This window comes from Bacteroides mucinivorans (assembly GCF_034654355.2).
Lineage (GTDB): Bacteria > Bacteroidota > Bacteroidia > Bacteroidales > Bacteroidaceae > Bacteroides > Bacteroides nordii.
In genome coordinates this window covers 2044335-2062312 of sequence record NZ_CP178179.1, presented here as the reverse complement: position 1 = coordinate 2062312, position 17978 = coordinate 2044335, and the positions used below count along the sequence as shown (strand labels likewise).

At 40.5% G+C, this 17978-nt stretch carries 13 protein-coding genes; 4 read left to right on the top strand and 9 right to left on the bottom strand.

What is annotated here, in order from left to right:
* Nucleotides 1–25 precede the first annotated feature (25 nt).
* From VCM39_RS07340 to VCM39_RS07305, 8 genes are all read right to left on the bottom strand, one after another.
* The gene (locus VCM39_RS07340) at nt 26–805 is read right to left on the bottom strand and encodes a glucose-6-phosphate isomerase family protein (protein WP_025867622.1); all 780 of its coding nucleotides are present in this window, start codon (nt 803–805) and stop codon (nt 26–28) included.
* Nucleotides 806–818: 13 nt separating this feature from the next.
* On the bottom strand, nt 819–2594 hold the full coding sequence (locus VCM39_RS07335) for a class I mannose-6-phosphate isomerase (RefSeq protein ID WP_195350808.1): 1776 nt from the start codon (nt 2592–2594) through the stop codon (nt 819–821).
* Nucleotides 2578–3540: an ROK family protein gene (locus tag VCM39_RS07330; protein WP_195350810.1), complete on the bottom strand. Its 963-nt coding sequence runs from the start codon at nt 3538–3540 to the stop codon at nt 2578–2580. The genes VCM39_RS07335 and VCM39_RS07330 overlap by 17 nt, the downstream gene beginning before the upstream one ends.
* A gap of 6 nt (nt 3541–3546) precedes the next feature.
* Entirely contained in the window at nt 3547–4104 is a 558-nt protein-coding gene (locus VCM39_RS07325) for a glucose-6-phosphate isomerase family protein (protein ID WP_007486685.1), read from the bottom strand.
* 162 nt (nt 4105–4266) lie between these two features.
* On the bottom strand, nt 4267–5151 hold the full coding sequence (locus tag VCM39_RS07320) for an AraC family transcriptional regulator (protein ID WP_002561484.1): 885 nt from the start codon (nt 5149–5151) through the stop codon (nt 4267–4269).
* Between the two features lie 353 nt (nt 5152–5504).
* Nucleotides 5505–6674 (bottom strand): mannonate dehydratase, encoded by a 1170-nt coding sequence (uxuA, locus tag VCM39_RS07315; protein WP_320997331.1) that lies wholly within the window; start codon nt 6672–6674, stop codon nt 5505–5507.
* Between the two features lie 89 nt (nt 6675–6763).
* A complete protein-coding gene (locus VCM39_RS07310) occupies nt 6764–7576 on the bottom strand; it encodes an SDR family oxidoreductase (RefSeq protein ID WP_002561482.1) in 813 nt (270 codons plus the stop codon).
* Nucleotides 7577–7595: 19 nt separating this feature from the next.
* A complete protein-coding gene (locus VCM39_RS07305) occupies nt 7596–8669 on the bottom strand; it encodes a substrate-binding domain-containing protein (protein ID WP_322933486.1) in 1074 nt (357 codons plus the stop codon).
* A 481-nt stretch (nt 8670–9150) separates the two neighbouring features.
* On the opposite strand from VCM39_RS07305, the gene VCM39_RS07300 reads away from it, so the two are divergent.
* The 4 genes from VCM39_RS07300 (at nt 9151) to VCM39_RS07285 (ending at nt 16293) form a co-directional block, all read left to right on the top strand.
* Entirely contained in the window at nt 9151–11451 is a 2301-nt protein-coding gene (locus tag VCM39_RS07300) for a TonB-dependent receptor (protein ID WP_322933487.1), read from the top strand.
* Nucleotides 11452–11673: 222 nt separating this feature from the next.
* Nucleotides 11674–13071: a DUF4374 domain-containing protein gene (locus VCM39_RS07295; protein ID WP_322933488.1), complete on the top strand. Its 1398-nt coding sequence runs from the start codon at nt 11674–11676 to the stop codon at nt 13069–13071.
* An 84-nt stretch (nt 13072–13155) separates the two neighbouring features.
* Nucleotides 13156–14412, top strand: a complete 1257-nt coding sequence (locus tag VCM39_RS07290; RefSeq protein WP_289292675.1) for a PepSY-associated TM helix domain-containing protein — start codon at nt 13156–13158, stop codon at nt 14410–14412.
* Nucleotides 14413–15114: 702 nt separating this feature from the next.
* Complete coding sequence (locus VCM39_RS07285) at nt 15115–16293, top strand: DUF418 domain-containing protein (RefSeq protein ID WP_322933489.1); 1179 nt, start codon at nt 15115–15117, stop codon at nt 16291–16293.
* Between the two features lie 209 nt (nt 16294–16502).
* Here VCM39_RS07285 and VCM39_RS07280 read toward each other — a convergent pair whose 3' ends face one another.
* The gene (locus tag VCM39_RS07280) at nt 16503–17969 is read right to left on the bottom strand and encodes a RagB/SusD family nutrient uptake outer membrane protein (RefSeq protein WP_322933490.1); all 1467 of its coding nucleotides are present in this window, start codon (nt 17967–17969) and stop codon (nt 16503–16505) included.
* Between the last annotated feature and the right edge of the window lie 9 nt (nt 17970–17978).

The following is a 17978-nucleotide window of genomic DNA, read 5'->3' as shown; positions in this document are numbered from 1 at the left end:
TGTTTATTAATGTTTCTCTGCTTTATTAAGGTTCATAATTCTCCCATACTTCTTTTTTCAGTTCCGGACGGGGAACATATAAAAATGTATCCGGGTTCTTTTCAAAAGTTGTATAGATTGCTTCGCCTTTTACAATACCCAGCTCTGAATAACCGGCAGGAGATTTACATATCAGTTCCGACTTATCATACAATGGATTTGCCTGCCACTCTATCTCATTTTTATCGTTGAAAACGGGAAACCAGGCGATGCCTTTATGCTTACGGACTCCATCATATTCAAAACCATAATCACGATCACACCAGGCACCGAATGTCAATGGTTTATCCGGATTGGCACTAATAGTGGCGTGTGCCCAGTATGGAGGTACAATCACAACATCACCGGGATGGGCATAAACGGCAAAGCAACGTCCGGGATTGTCTTCTGCAAACTCCTGCATATAAATAATAGCTTCACCCGACCATATCTCATAAACTTCCGGAGTAGACCAATGACTGAACTTTGAAACCCAATGAATGTGCCCCTGGCTACGTATCGGTTCTTTGCCTAATTTTCCGGCTGCATAGGTCACTACTCCATAAAGAAGATGCCTCTCTTTCAATAACTCTGCATGGATCTTTTTACCAACATCCATAGCAATGGCATACACTACTTCCGGCCCCTCACAATCAGGATCGGATAAACTCTTACGAATGTCTTTCAACAAACGATTCTCTACCTGAGGACCAAAAACATCGGCCCCATAAACGAACCCCATGGGGTTCGTTGTAGGTTCTATATTAAAACCCGGATTAAAAATCATATCAAAAAGCAGATTAAGGATTATGTTTGACAAAAGCTTTAATGGTAGCACATTGCTTTCCTTCGGATTCTCCGTAAGGACGGATCGTATACTCTTTCACAGATTCGGGAACTATAAAAGTTTCAGCATAATGAACCACAAAAGGCTCAAATTTTCCTGTCGGACTTTCTACAATAGCTTCTCTTCCTTCTACCAGATTAAGCACGTTCACACTACCATCTGTCCGATGCAAAACAGGAACCGTAAACCAATGCCGGCGGGTTTCAATAAACTCATTCTCATGCAAACCGGTTCGCTCTTCTTTCCAGCCTTCCCCTTCAGCGATTAGCTCTATCCGATTGAATATTTCTTTTTTAACCCAGGATTCTGTACGATTCCACTGAATAACTTCCTGGCCATGCTTTATATTGATAGGACGTGGACGACCATCCAATCCTAAACGTCCCCAATCCCAGAGTTTGAAAGTAAAAATATAAGGGGTTGCACTAATTTCAAGTACCATCCCGTTTGTTCCGGAACAGTGTATCGTACCTGCCGGTATCAACAAATGATCGTGCTTCTTAACAGGGTAATTGCCCACATATTTCTCCGCATCAAAATGTCCGCTCTCCTGTGCCTCATTAAGAGCATTAATCATCTCTTGCGGATCAATGCCTTCTTTCACACCCAGATAGACAGTAGCATCTTCTGCGGTATCCAGCATATAGTAACTCTCATCTTGTGTATAGTGCATACCAAATTTCTCTTGTATATATTGCGTCAGAGGATGTACCTGCAAACTCAGATTTCCCCCTCCCATCGTATCAAGAAAATCAAAACGGATAGGGAATTCATCGCCAAAACGTCCATATACCGGATTGCCCAGCAGACGTGCCGGATAAGCAAAAACAAGATCAATAGACGGTATTTCAAAACGAACGTCTCCAAAACTGAAATAAAGGCTGTTTTCTTCAGGAACACAATCAAAGCACCAGGCAAAATTAGGAACATCGCGGTCCAGGTCACACACCTCTTTCATCCATTGTCCGCCCCAAGGTCCCGGATCAAAAAAAGGAACTACCCGAAACGGCGTACGGGATGCTTTTTCCAATCCGTTCCATACTGCCTTTGCTGTCGCCATCTTAGGAGTACCAGCTATATTCGTATCGAGCACGTAATCCCATCTCTTCATCAATTTTTTCTTAAACCGGTCGCAGATACGCCAATCAACAAAAAAAGCACGTTTATACTGTAAAGAAGCACGTTCTTCTTTGTTTTCAACACCAACGTTGGATACTTCATTACGACGGAAACGCATCTGTATTTCCCAACGGGCCATATCGGCATAAACCAATAAGTCGGATGTCGGCTGTATATAAGCAGCTCCAACTCCATAGACAAAAACAATACCTTCGGCAACGGCAGCAATCTCCGAACGGACATCTTTCAACTTCTTTTCGTCAAAATAACAATCCATTGTCTGACGAGTCATATAGCCGAATATTTCATCGTCTGTAATATCCTGTTTCAAAAGAGCATTTATCCTTTCCGATGATAACATAGCATCCTGCGAAAAGAACCAATGAGAAGAAGGGAAAAAAGACTGTAAAGCCTCTACCACTTCATCATCCAACACCCCCTGATAACATTCCAGAACTACGATCTTTACTTTTTTATCAATTTGCGACAAGTCTTTATTCAAACAATCGGAAATAGCTTCCCAACCTACCCGGCATTCTCCTTCCATACCCGGCACATTTACCACCGGATATTTATCATAATTAGATTTATCATTAAAATATCTGTTCATAGCATCTTTCTTTTTTTATTGTTGACAACGTACATGAAATTCCCAAAAGGGCCGCATTATCTCCTAATAAAGAAGTTGTTATCTCCACTTTATTTTCCGGGGCCCACACCAGACGATCAATCCGTTCTTTGAGATAAGGTAATATGATATCCGCACTACGCATAATGCCACCACCAATCACAACGATTTCCGGATCATAAGCATGAATATAATTGATGATGGCTGCCGCCCATACATCCATACAATCTTTACACAACAGAGTAGCTTCCGGCTCTCCCCGTCTCATCAGGTCAAACAAGGTCTTAAAATCATAAGAGGAAGCTTTTGCTTTATATTCACTGCTGATTTTGGGATGGGTACGAATTATTTCCGGCAGAAAGAAAGAAGAAGCCATTGCTTCTACACAACCAATATTACCACAGGTACAACGTCGTCCCCGATAATCCACAACGATGTGTCCTCCCAATGAACCAGCCTGATAATGAGTTCCCTTAATAATCCGTCCATCTAAAACAACTCCGGTACCAATACCTGTCCCGATAGTCATCATTACCATATTCCGGCTATTTTTCCCGGCCCCCATATACCATTCTCCGGCAAGTGCCAGACGAGCATCATTATCGATAATAAATGAGGTTCCCCAGTTCCTGTCAACCCAGGAAGGCAGATCTATGTCACAGGCATCATCGTATTTATCATTGGTAGAAGTTACTCTCTTTTCCTTCGGATTTACCATACCCGGAAATGCGAGCCCCATACCTGCAAGCTCTTCTCTCGACACTTTCCATTTGCTCAACAGTCTGTTTATTATCCCTCCCATAGCAGGAAGATTACTATCCAGACTACCAGCTATGGCAGGAAATGAACTGAATTCAAGTATCTCATTTCCTTTTACCAAACCGATTTTAATGATGGTTCCTCCTAAATCTATTGCTATACAATACATTGCAAATCAGATTAAATGAGGAATACCATTTACTTCAATCAACCTTGCGGAAAATCCTTTCTCGGCAATTTCGGCATAATTGTGTCCTGCATCCGAAGGCCAACAAGCTGCAAATGAAAAAAGAGAACTTCCTACATTTGCCATCCGGTGGGCCACTCCTCCCGGAATATAATGCAAACTGCCGGGAAACACCCGCTCTGCCCATACATTGCGTTGTTCGTCCATGAGGATAAGCATTCCTTCTCCCTCTAAGCCCCAATAAAATTCTGCCCGGTCGATACTCGCATGATAATGTCCTTTCGTCATCATATACTCATTGCCGACTTTTCCCGGATACAAATAAGTAATACCGAAATACAATCCTCCCGGAGTCCCTTCCTTTTCGGGTAAAAAACTACTGACTTCGTAGGCAAGCTTGTCCTGAGGCATTTTTTCAAAAGCTTCCACATCGGCAAAGATGCCTTTTAAATCAGATAAATTCCGGGAAATTTTACAAACATCACGTCCAACTAAATTCTTATCGGTAAAGAACAGTTCAGGAAAGATAATTTTTTTATTTTCCATAATCACCTATATTTTAAGATTCCACATGTAATTCGATGGGAACAAAGGTAGGTGATAGACACAGGCGTCCTGTCTCCTATTTTCCCCGATAATTATGTTATCTTATCATTAATATAGGTATATAGATTTTAATTGATAATATTCCAGAATACAGAGTATATATTAAATAGCCTTTTTGTTTTTCACACCATACTGTTTCTGGTACTCAGTGGGCAACATATTAACTGTCTTTTTGAATTGCTCGATAAAGTTAGACAGGTTATTAAATCCCACTTCCATACTCACAGTAGAGATTTTCATCTTACCTTCTATCAAGAGCCGCTTGGCATGCCCGATACGCATATCATTCAGATATTGTACAAAAGTTTTCTTTGTCCGTTCTTTAAAATAACGGCAGAAGGCAGTAGGGGTAAGTCCTACTAAACCGGCTACATCTTCAAGTTTTATCGGCTGATTAAAGTTTTTCACCAGATATTGGTATATCTTATTAAAACGTTCAAAATCGGAAGAATTGACTGACTGGGTAAAACCGACACTGGCAAGCAACTCATACTCATCCGTATTAGCCATCATTTCCAATAGAGTGATCAGATTGGTAACCCTCACTACCCCATTTGAATCAAAAGTATTACGGATAAAATCAGCAATACGCTCGCGTGCCGTTCCTGTGAACTTTATACCCCGGCGGGAACGTTCTATCAAACTCCGGATATGCATAAATTCCGGCAAGTTGATCATCACTCCTTCAAATAGCTCTTTACGGAAGTAAACACACAAACATACAGATCGCAATCCGGTTTCTTCTCCAAAAAACTCTTTGTTGTTTCTCCACTCATGAGGCAACTGAGGACCAATAATACAAACATCCCCTACTTCATAACTCTCAATATGATCACCCACAAAACGAGTTCCACTACCTTGCTCTATACACATAATCTCTATTTCGGGATGATAATGCCACGGAACAATAAAGTAAGGTAAATCCTCCCGATAGAAATTAATGTAATTCTCCACAGAAAACGGAAGTTCTTGATAAAGTGGTTTCATAGTAATACACAATTGGCTAAGTAATCATTCTAAATTATATGATATTATTATTGAAACGCAGAAACTCACAGATTCACGCAAAAAATATCATCGCTCAAGTATAGCACAGCCATTTAATCTGCGATCATTTGCGTTTCAATAAAACGCTGTCATAGTATGAACTAAATTTGAAATGCTACTTATTATTTAATTCAAAACTATAGATGGAGCAAATATAGACGATAAATGCATAAATACAGCCTTTAGCAAACAAAAAAAAAGAATGAGATGTGTTAAAGAAGACACATCTCATTCATTATTTAAAGTATATATTTCAAATACATCATTTGACATATATACCGATGCAAACCGTACTAAAAGATAGACTTTGCAATACCCAATTCAAGACCACGTAACTCTGCTAAACCACGGAGACGTCCCAGGCATGAATATCCAGGATTCGTCTTTTTCTTCAGATCATCAATCATCTGATGGCCATGGTCAGGACGCATGGCAATAGAGCACCGGCGACGTTGCTGCAACTTCAACAGGTTCTTCATCACATTGTACATATCTACGTCTCCTTCCAGGTGATTGGCTTCATAGAAATTACCTTCAGCATCACGTTGTGTACTACGCAGATGAACAAAGTTAACGCGATCACCCTGACGCTCCATTATTCCGGCAAGATCATTATCGGCACGCACACCGAAAGAGCCAGTACATAGACAAAGGCCATTTGATTCGTTAGGAACCGCTTCTATCAGTTTAACAAAATCCTCCTCCGTACTCATGATACGGGGTAAACCTAAAATAGGATAAGGAGGATCATCGGGATGAATCACCAGCTTCACTCCCACTTCATCGGCAACCGGAGCTATCTCTTTCAGGAAGAAGATAAGGTTGGAACGAAGTTTCTCGGCATCAATATCATTGTATCTGTCAAGAGCTTCCTGGAACTGCTCAACGGTGAAACTTTCTTCTGAACCCGGAAGGCCGGCAATCATATTACGAACGAGAAGTTTCTTATCGTCTTCATTCATCTGTTCAAAACGTGCTTTTGCCTTGGCTATCTCTTCATCTGTATAATCCTTTTCAGCATTGGGGCGTTTAAGGATGAACAGGTCAAAAGCTACAAAAGCCGCCTTTTCAAAACGAAGTGCTTTAGAACCATCGGGCATTGTATAGGCAAGATCAGTACGTGTCCAGTCAAGCACAGGCATGAAGTTGTAAGTAACGACCATAATACCGCATTGAGCCAGATTACGGATACTTTCTTTATAATTCTCAATATATTTCAGGTAATCACCGGTCTGGGTCTTAATATGTTCGTGCACAGGCACACTTTCAACTACCGACCAGGTAAGACCCACTTCCTCAATCATCTGCTTGCGCTTCATGATTTCTTCTACTGTCCACACTTCTCCGTTAGGGATGTGATGAAGGGCATTCACTATTCCGGTGGCACCAGCCTGCTTTATATCCCACAGACTCACAGGGTCATTAGGACCATACCAGCGCCAGGTTTGTTCACATAAATACATACTATTTTTATTTACGATTTGACAATTTACGATTTACAATTGAGATTACTCTCATTCCAACTTCCAACTACTAACTCCCAACTTCTAATTTAAATTGAGAAAGCATCGAAGCCACCATCAATAACAGCTACTGTACCGGTTACGAATTTAGAGGCATCACTAATAAGATACTGGATGGTTCCGTACAAATCTTCCGGTTCACCAAAACGGCCAAACGGAGTATGAGCAATGATAGTCTTTGCACGATCGGTCAGAGAACCATCGGGATTGGTCAACAGAGTACGATTCTGTTCAGTCAGGAAGAATCCCGGAGCAATAGCATTGACGCGCAAGCCATCACCAAATTTCAAAGCCAGTTCGCCAGCCATATATTTAGTAAAATTAGCGATAGCAGCTTTGGCCGTTCCGTAACCTACTACGCGAGTCAACGGACGAAGAGCCGATTCTGAACAGAAGTTTACAATACTACCTTTCTTCTGATCAACCATGATACTGGCAAATACCATCGTAGGCAAAACTGTTCCGAAAAGATTCAAATCTACCACCTTTTTAAAAGCATCGATCTCAAGGTCAAAGAAAGTCTTATCCGGTGCAATGGTAGCTCCCGGCATATTTCCTCCGGCAGCATTCAGCAATACGTCAATGCGTCCGTAAGCTTTCATGATTTCAGCTTTATTCCCTTCAAGTACTTCCTTATTCATCACATCAGTATAAAGGAACATTGCATCCCCTCCATCGGCTTTAATGCTCTGTACAAGTGCATTTCCAGCTTCTTCACTACGATCAAGAATTATAATCTTAGCACCTTCTTTTGCCAGATAAGCGGCAATACCTTTACCTAAAATACCGGCACCACCGGTGATTACAACAACTTTGTCTTTTACACTAAATAATTCGTTCATGATTCTCTGTTTTATTAAGTTATAATTTATTGTTCAAATAATATTTCAGATTCTCTTTAATGAGAATATCTATCGGCATCAGATTTACTTTCTCAGGGTTTTGTTTCAACACAAGATGATTACACAAAGACTTAATGCCGTTATATCCTTGTTGTTCGGGACGTTGGGCTATCAAAGCAGTAATCACTCCCTCGGAGAGTAATTCTGTGTTTTTATCAATTAAGTCGTATCCCACCAGTTTTATATTTTTCAACTCTCTTTCTTTGAGATAATTCCCTAAGATGTAACAGGTTGAATTGAATATAACAGCCCCTTCTATCCGGGGGTTATCATAAAATATCTTATCCAGTTTTGCAAAATTATATTCAGAATCAGCAATCTTTAGCTCAACCTCATGCAGTTTTCCTCCAAATCCATTCTCGTTCAGATATTGCAAAAAGCCTTCTTTACGGTTCCTCCCCTGATTTGAATCGTTCTTTCCATTATGGATGATCCGGGATATCAGAATGTCCGGTTGATTGCCAATCTGACTCGTCAGTAGCTTGGCTGCAATAAATCCTGCATCAAAAGATTCTGTACCAAAATAGGCCAATTGGTGCTCACCCGCGATATTGGAATCCACATAGACATAAGGGATATTTCTGATATCGAGCATACGGGAAAGGCGACTCACAGAATCGGTAAATAAGGTAGCAATCAGTACTCCATCTATCTCTTCTTCATCAAAGAGATTGCGTACAATCACATCAAAGGTATTATTATCGTACTGATTAAAAAAGAGTTTGGTTACATTGATATTATAAAGTTCCGTCTCGGAAGCGGCTTTATCTATCCCTTCGGAAATGGCTTCCCAATACTCTCCCGGCTCAAAAGAGGGAGTGATAGCAATAAAATGATATTGTTTCTTGGAAGCGAGAGAACGTGCCATCAGATTGGGCTGGTAGTTTGCCTTTTCAAGGATGGCCTTTACTTTTTTCTCATTCTCTTCGGATACACGCCCACGATTGTGGATCACCCGATCTACCGTACCAACGGATACCCCTGCCATTTCGGCAATGTCTATAATACGAATATTTGAAGATTCTTTATTCATAGGATAAATAGCTTAAACTCTATTTTTCTTCTGCAAAAGTAAGATGAATAATCTGAATAAGCAACAATGTGTGCGCACACACGTTGCGCATATAAAAAGTTATATATCTATAATTCAGCAAATTAAAGCAACATCAACGAATAAGAATATGTTGTCAAACATATAAAGAACTTAAGTTTAGCTTTCGTTAAACTATAATAGTATAATCGGTTGATATATTGGTTCGTTATTCTTCAACCTGTTTTATTCTATTTTAAGTAATATACCTCTTAATGGTGATTGCAGCGTATTACATCCACGACATTTTCCATGCATAGATTACCTAATCATAGTGATTGTGCAGAATCTAAATAATAAAGACCTTTGCAAAGTTTTAAAAACAAATAATAAAAGCACATTGAAAACAAAAAGATTTAAACTGGTTCTCCTATTTTTAATAACTCTCAGCCTGTTTTCTGTCTCTGCACAAAAACAGAGAGCAATGTTGTCAGGGAAAATTATATCTACCGAAACCAAAGAAACCATTGACTTTGCCACCGTCTATTTAAAAGGTACCACCTTTGGCTGTACCACCAACGAAAAAGGCATTTATCACTTAAAGGCCCCGGCCGGACATTATACATTGGTTGTGTCTGCTGTAGGTTTCGAAACAGTAGAGAAAAAAGTAGAACTGACACAAGATGAGAGAAACAAACTAAATATTATGATCAATCCGGCTACTACCGAACTGGATGAAGTAGTAGTGACCTCTACGGGTGTAAGCCGAATAAAAAGATCGGCATTTAATGCTGTAGCAGTAGATACGAAAGAACTTCAGAATACCACAAAGAATCTAAGTGACGCACTAACCAAAGCACCGGGAATGAAACTCCGTGAATCGGGTGGTGTAGGTTCGGATATGCAACTCATGCTTGACGGTTTCAGCGGTAAACACGTCAAAGTGTTTATTGACGGTGTACCTCAGGAAGGGGTGGGAAGCTCCTTTGGATTGAATAATATCCCCGTGAACTTTGCTGATCGCATCGAAGTATATAAAGGGGTAGTACCGGTAGGTTTTGGAACTGACGCCATTGGTGGTGTCATTAATATTGTCACCAACAAAAAACGCCAGCGTTGGTTTCTGGATGCATCTTATTCTTACGGATCGTTCAATACTCACAAATCATACGCCAACTTCGGACAGACTTTCAAAAATGGATTTACTTATGAAATCAATGCTTTCCAGAACTATTCGGATAACGACTACTATGTGGATTCTCCTGTAGAAGATTTCGAAACCGGCAGAATTGACAGAGATAAGAAGATGCGTGTGAAGCGTTTCAACGATACCTATCATAATGAAGCCGTTATCGGTAAACTCGGAGTAGTAGACAAGAAATGGGCAGATCGGCTGATGTTTGGTTTTACCTACTCCAATATGTACAAAGATATCCAGACAGGCGTACGTCAGGAGATTGTATATGGCCAGAAGCATCGTAAAGGACATTCGCTGATGCCCTCGTTGGAGTACAACAAGCGTAACCTGTTTACAAGAGGTCTGGATGTTGTGTTAACGGCCAATTACAACAAAAATATGACAACGAATGTAGATACCGCTTCGTATAAGTACAACTGGTATGGAGATAAGAAGTTACTGAATTCACCGGGAGAACAATCCAATCAGTATTCAAAAGCGGATAACAATAACTGGAACGGTACTTTAACCCTTAATTATCGTATCGGCAAGGCTCATATGCTGACTTTCAATCATGTGTTAAATACCTTCCATCGCTCTAATACCTCTCTGCTTGCCAAAGAAGAACAAAAAGATGCCATTGCCAAAGAGACCCGCAAAAATATTTCCGGTTTGTCTTATCGCCTGATGCCATCTGAAAAATGGAATCTCTCCGTATTTGGTAAATACTACGACCAGTTTGTGGCAGGTCCGATAGCTACGACTACCAACCAAGATAAATATGTACGTACCACCCGTAGCATCAATTCCATGGGTTACGGAGCAGCAGGTACCTATTTCATTCTATCCGGTTTACAGGTGAAGGTATCTTATGAGAAAGCCTACCGTCTGCCCACCATCGAAGAGATGTTCGGTGATGAAGACCTGGAGATGGGAGATATCGGCATCAAACCGGAGAGCAGTGATAACCTAAACCTTAATCTGAGTTATAATAAAACTTTCGGTAAGCACTCCATATACGTAGACGGAGGGTTGATATATCGTAATACAAAAGATTATATCCAACGTAATATTGCAGATCTGAGTGGAGGGAAATATGCCGCTACTTATATTAACTATGGCAAAGTATTGACAAAAGGATATAACATCTCCGCCCGTTATGGGTTCGGAAAATGGTTGAGTATAGGAGGTAATTTCACACAAATGAATGTACGTGACAACATGAAAACCTCCATTTCCAGCAACGCAGCCAATCTTGCCTATGGTGAACGTATGCCCAACCTACCCTATATGTTTGCCGATTCGGATGTATCCTTCTACTGGCGGAATCTCTGGAAGAAAGGCAATACACTGACCATGTCTTATGACAATCAGTATTTGCATAGTTTCACTTATTATTCATCCAATCTTGGTTCAAATAAAGGTGATTATGTGGTACCCAATCAATTCTCACACAATCTGGCACTCTCATATAGCCTTCAGAATGGCCGGTATAATATATCGTTTGAGTGCCGTAACTTCACGAACGAGAAATTGTATGATAACTTCAGCCTTCAAAAAGCCGGACGTGCATTCTATGGAAAGGTTCGCATACATTTTGGAAACTAAAAAACAATAAGTAATGGTTCAAAATTATATGATACTATTATTGAAACGCAGATTGTCGCAGATTCACGCAAAACATATCATCGCTCAAGTATAGCGCAGCCATTTAATCTGCGAAAATCTGCGATCATTTGCGTTTCAATAAAACACTATCATTGTATGAACTAAATTTGAAGTACTACTTAGATAAAAATAAATAACAAATCGTTTTAAATTAAAAATAACATGAAGAAAAACTTCTTTTTGAATGGACTATTTGCAACAGCAATGGTCGGATTGACATTGACAGCCTGTTCAGATGATGAACAGGGTAATGGAGCAGGTACTGTAGGCAAAGGTGAATATGTAATCGCATCCTCTGTCACAGCCTCCGGAAATACAACTAACGTTCTGCTGACTTCCGAAACTTTAAACGGAGGAACTGTTTCTACTATAAATAATGGCCTTGTGAACGATGGTGCAACCCAATGGGTATTTTATAAAGACCAATATCTGTATGGGTTGACATACAATCAGGGAAATGCCGGTACAACCCGGTCGTATTTCATGAATGCCAACTATGAAATGCAGGCACGCTCAGGAGAATATGCCGTCAAGAGATTTACCACCTACGGTATCTATGACAAGTATATCATGACTTCTTCCACCGGCGACGGACCTACGGAATATGCTGACGAGAATGGATATTTGCCAAAGATGTTTTTGTTATCTTATCTGGATGTAGCAGCCGAAACATTTACGACCAATAATACCCAAAATAAAGCATACATGTCAGAAAACTTTTTGGGTAATGGCGAATTTGTAACACTTGCAGGTATCCTGGAACATAACAATAAAATCTATAGTGCTGCAGTTCCAATGGGTTTGAGCCAATATGGTGGAAAAGCCAACGGGGGTCAATGGATATTGCCGGGTAACGAAGATCTGGTAAAAACTGAAGATGGTGGTTCGAACAGTAGCAGCTATAAAAAAGGAGAACTACAGTGGACACAATACCCTAACGAATGCTGGGTAGCAATTTTTGATGACGAGACGCTTACAACTAAGAAGCTTATCAAAACAGAACAGATCAGTTATGCCTGTGGCCGTATGAAGTCTCAGTACTACCAGACCATCTGGAGCGCAGATAACGGCGATATCTATGTATTCTCCCCCAGCTATGCCAAGACAATGAGTGATGCCCGTCAACGGACTACACTGGATGCCGGAGTGGTACGTATCAAAGCCGGAACAGAAGAATTTGATCCGAACTACTATTATAGCATTGAAGCACAAAGCGGCGGGAAGTCTTTCCTCCGTTGCTGGCACCTCACAGAAGATTATTTCCTGATGTTGATGTACGACCGTCCTTTAAGTGAAGAAGATTTTGTTGCCAACCAACTGGCTATTTACAAAGGAACAACCGGAAAACTTACTTATGTAGATGGCCTGCCATCAGCTGATCAGATCTCTGGTTTCGGTAATACCCCGTATACAGAAAACGGTTTCACTTATATCACAGTTACAACTACTACCGGCCATCCTGCTATCTACAAGATTGACCCGACAAATGCTACCGCAACAATGGGTATAGCAGTAGAAGCAACACAAGTCAGCGGTGTTGGTAGATTGAAGGTAAAATAAATAATAGCATAAAATAAACAGATTGAAGAGCCTGCAAGCCTTATGTGCTGCAGGCTCCTTTCATGACCTTACTAAAGAAGATATATGAAGAAGATATTTCGCCAAATACATCTCTGGCTTTCTATTCCTTTCGGCTTAATCATTACTGTCATCTGCTTCTCCGGAGCAGCTTTAGTTTTCGAGAATGAAATTATGGAATTGTGCCGGCACGACTTTTATTATGTCAGTAAAGTAGAAGAGACTCCCCTACCCGCTGGAGAACTGGTACAGAAAGTAGCAGCAACTCTGCCTGATAGTATATCAGTGACGGGAATCAGCATTTCATCCGATCCGGCAAAAGCATATCAGGTCAACCTCTCCAAACCCAGACGGGCATCTGTATATATTGATCAGTATACAGGTGAAATAAAAGGAAAATATGAACGTGCTCCGTTTTTTACGACCATGTTCAAGCTACACAGATGGTTGCTGGATAGCATGAAACCAGATGGAGGTATCTTTTGGGGTAAGATGATTGTTGGCGTCAGCACGTTGATGTTTGTCTTTGTGCTGATATCCGGAATTATTATCTGGATTCCACGTAATGCCAAAGCTCTGAAAAACAGCCTTAAAATTTCAGTGAATAAAGGCTGGAGAAGATTCTGGTATGATTTGCATATAGCAGGTGGACTGTACACATTTATCTTCTTACTCGTACTGGCTCTCACCGGACTGACCTGGTCTTTCGGTTGGTATCGCACTGGATTCTATAAAGCATTTGGCGTAGAAGCCACACAAGGAACCTCTTCTCAGGAAACGACCTCTCAGACATCAAATAAAGAACGACAGGGAGAAAGAAACAAAGAAAGCAACAAAGATGGACGTCACAGAGGAGACGAAAAAAGATATAGCCGGAGCGAAGGCCGTAATCGAAGCGAAAGTCACAATCGTGGTGAAGATCGTGAAGAAAGAAGAGGAAACAGAGAATATTCTCCTTACGCCTTGTGGCAAAAAGTATACGAACAACTGAAAGTTCAAAATCCCGATTATAAACAAATCACTGTATCAAACGGTACAGCAAACGTCTCTTTCAACCGTTTCGGTAATCAACGTGCATCAGACCGTTACAGTTTTAATCCGAGAAATGGAGAAATAACTGAGGCTACACTTTATAAAGACCTGGATAATTCTGGCAAGATACGTGGCTGGATTTTCTCTGTACATGTAGGTAGCTGGGGAGGTATGTTTACCCGGATTCTGAGTTTTATAGCTTCACTGTTAGGTGCTACCTTACCCCTGACAGGATATTATCTATGGATAAAAAAAGAAATAGCCCGCTCGGCAAGGAAAAGAAGAAAATGATGCATTCATCAAACACAGGGCTTGTTAATATTGTTAACACGTTTTTTAACACTCTATTTTTTGCTTTACAAAAGTGTACTATTTAGTACATCAGGAATGTACAGTTAAGTATGGCAAAAGTGTACAATTAACACTCACAGAAATGTACACTTTTGCCTACCTCTAAAAAAGAGGTTTATATTCGTTATAAATCAAGCAATTACATAAGATCAAGAATCCATACTCCATCTTAATATTTCCTCTGAAAGGATCTTTATAATTACTTTTTTGGTAACTATACATTTATCGAATGAAGCATAGCTATTATGTATCGAAGAAATCATTGGAAATAATAAATTAACAACATTAACAGCGTTTCTTAATCATAAATTTTAGTCTGACAAGAGTACGTACTTTTTATAGATAAGAGTACGTACTCTTCTTATATAAAAGTACGTATTTAATACACACTTAAATACGTACTTTTACAGCATAAAGAACACATTATTTAACCACACTGTCATTCAATAATTTACATTCATATTTACTCTTTACCATCCATAACCTTCAACGACAATTATCAGTCAATAAGTACTGTTTTGATAACTGGGAACGAATAGAAAAAACTGTTCGAAAATAAATATTTATCAAAATGAACCTGATGAATGACAATTAATTACTATGTTTGCAACAAGATATTTAACGAAGATAAAAAACAATTTTATGCAACCAACAGTAAATAAAACACCACGTATTGAAGTAATAGATGCCTTGAGAGGATTTGCCGTAATGGCAATTTTATTGGTACACAGTTTAGAACATTTTATATTTCCTGTCTATCCGACCGATTCGCCCGAATGGCTGAACATTCTTGATAACGGAACACTTAATGTAGTATTCTCACTCTTTGCCGGAAAGTCTTACGCAATATTTGCTTTACTTTTCGGATTTACATTTTATATCCAATGCCACAATCAAGAGAAGAAGGGAAAAGATTTTGGTTATCGCTTTCTTTGGAGGTTAGTATTATTAGTTGGTTTTGCTACCATAAACGCCGCATTCTTTCCTGCGGGAGATGTATTACTGCTTTTCTCTATTGTGGGGATTGTATTGTTCTTAGTGCGGAAATGGAGTAATAAAGCTATTCTGATCACAGCAATCTTTTTCCTGTTACAGCCCATTGAGTGGTACCATTATCTGATGAGTTTATTCAATCCGTCATATACGTTGCCCGATTTGGGTGTGGGTGCAATGTATCAGGAAGTGGCCGATTATACCAAAGCAGGTAACTTTTGGGATTTCATTGCAGGTAATGTCACTCTGGGACAAAAAGCCAGTCTGTTTTGGGCTATCGGAGCAGGACGTTTTCTGCAAACAGCCGGACTTTTCTTAATGGGCCTGTACATCGGCAGAAAAGAGTTGTTCGTAACCACCGACTCGCATCTTCGTTTTTGGATTAAAACGCTCATTGTTGCTGCCATATGTTTTGCCCCCCTCTATTCACTAAAAGAGTTGATTATGCAAAGCGAAAGTGACATAGTCAAACAGACAGTTGGTACTGCTTTTGATATGTGGCAAAAGTTTGCATTTACGTTTGTCCTGGTTGCCTCCTTTGTGATCCTGTATCAAAAAGAAAAATTCAGAAAGGCGGTAACAAACCTACGTTTTTATGGAAAAATGAGTCTTACCAATTATATCAGCCAATCTATCATGGGAGCTATCATTTATTTTCCGTTCGGATTTTACCTGGCTCCTTACTGCGGCTATACAGTTAGTCTGATTATCGGTATTGTCCTTTTCTTACTGCAAGTCCGGTTCTGTAAATGGTGGCTATCCAAACATAAACAAGGACCTTTGGAAAGTATCTGGCATAAGTGGACATGGTTATTGGCTGAAAAGTAATGAATATATTTCACCACAGAGTTATTTGTTTAAGTAGTTAATTCATACTATAACAGCGTTTTATTAAAACGCAGATGATCGCAGATTAACGCAAATTAAGAGACAGTTGTTCTTCCTCTTTATATTCTTTGCGAAAATCTGCGATCATCTGCATTTCAATAATTAATCATCGCTTGTCGTACCTCCCCGTGCGGGAAGCACCCGAAAGCCTACAAATTCGGATTGGCATCGATCTCAGCTTTCGGGATAGCATACAGATAGTTGATACTGTTGGGTACAAATGCATCTCCTCCGGAGAATGTAAGGAACCAATGCCCTAACGGAGTGCGTTTGGCAAATCCTCCTCCTTCCTGCCAGGCATCTACTTGCTGCGCCTGCTCTTCGACAGAAAGTGCAACACGCTTCACAGACTGTTGTGTACGCAAGATGTCTGTAATACCGAAACCCTCTCCCCAAAGTTCACGACGACGCTCCATCAGGATCTCATTGACAACATCGTCCTGTGATTTACCTGTTAAGTCATAGTCACCCAATCCGCGGGCATGGCGCAATTCATTTAATGGTATTACTGCTTTCTCCGGGAAACCTTCACGGGCAAGGGCCTCAGCCTCTATCAGAAGCATCTCGGAGGCACGCATCAACACGATATCGGCAGTATCATCTGCACGCATATGGAACTTTTTATAACCCAGATATCCCTCACGCATCCACTGGAATAATCCCAAACGAATATCTCCTTCGGAGAATGTATCCCTGAAATGAGGATCGGCCATGAAACTACTGTAAGCACCTACATAGGTTGCGTCCAGGTAATAAAAGTTATAGGAAGCATCGGATTGGGCAAGTGTCTGCGGATGTCCCCAGATCCATTCTTTATTAGATACATTGTTGAATCCTTCGTATTCGGCAGTCGTTGTCATCAGCGAATATCCCTGGCGGGCAGCGGCGGCTGCCTTTGCAGCCTCCTCCCATTGTCCGGTCAACAGATAGGCACGGGCAAGCAGTCCATTGACAACATTGGTATTCGGCTTGAATTTCTGCCCATCCCCTTTACGGGTATAGTTCTTCAAATAACTTTGTGCCAGGTTAAGATCATCAAAAACGCGCTGATACACCTGGGCTACAGTAGATTTCGCTTTAGGCACCGTTTCACTTGTAGTGGGCTCTGTATAGATAGGTACACAGGGAGCAGTGGGATCTTTCAGGTAAGTGAACTGATAGTGTTGCGCCAGATGAAGGTAACAAAACGCCCGCAAAGCAAGTGCCTGTCCTTTTGCCTGAAAAAATTCTTCCGAATCACCATCAATAGCAATGGCGGTATTACAGTTATCAATCGTTTTATAAATGAGATACCAGGCAAAAGAGGTTCGGCTATTGTTCGGTATTGCTATATCATTGAACTGATAAGATGAATTAAACCCATAAGCAGGGCGGGAAACGACATCATCCGCCATCATATCGTCCTGGCACTGAAGAGCACGATAACCAATATTGGCATAGGTTGTGCCATACTCAAACAGATTATACCAGGCACCATTAAACAATCGTTCGGCATTACCGGGTACACTAACCTCATCGGAACTAACAGAGTCCGTGGGTTCTTTATCAAGAAAGTCACCACTACATCCCGCCAATAAAAGCAGGAAAGCAATATAAGGATAGATATATTTTTTCATAAACCATAA